The following is a 466-nucleotide window of genomic DNA, read 5'->3' as shown; positions in this document are numbered from 1 at the left end:
AGGCCTGGTACAGCAGGCTGTCGGGGTCTTCCAGTTCCTGTTGCCACAGCCGTTGGCTTGCGCCGAGCGCGGCGCCGTCCTGCGGCTGGGTTTCGCTGGGGCCGCCGTACAGGCAGGAACTCATCATGCCTACGAAGTACTCCGCCGAGCGCCAGTCGATGGCGCTGTAGTCGTTGTAGGCGATGCGTTGAAACGCCGGGGCGGCGTAGAGCTCGGCGTACAAGGTGGCGAGCTGGTCGATCAGCTGTTGGCGGTTGTGCAGTTCGGTCTCGTAGGCGCGGGCGAAGGCGCTGCGTGCGCCCTCGTCGTAGCGTTCCTCGAAGCGCTCCCGTGCCTCCTGCTGCTTGCGTTCGATCCGGCGCGGCAACTGGGCCTCGACATCCACGGCGGGGAGGGGAGCCTTGGCGGCGAGCAGGGGGCTGCTGTTCCAGCGCTCCACCTCCCGTACTTCTCGCTCGACTTCGGT

1 pseudogene is annotated in these 466 nt (G+C 67.2%); it reads right to left on the bottom strand.

What is annotated here, in order from left to right:
- Window positions 1-466 (bottom strand): annotated as a pseudogene (locus NMG10_RS25875) (hypothetical protein); the annotation flags it as partial.

The organism is Pseudomonas sp. DVZ6, from assembly GCF_024259445.1.
Lineage (GTDB): Bacteria > Pseudomonadota > Gammaproteobacteria > Pseudomonadales > Pseudomonadaceae > Aquipseudomonas > Aquipseudomonas peradeniyensis.
This window is presented reverse-complemented; position numbering and strand designations above follow the sequence as displayed.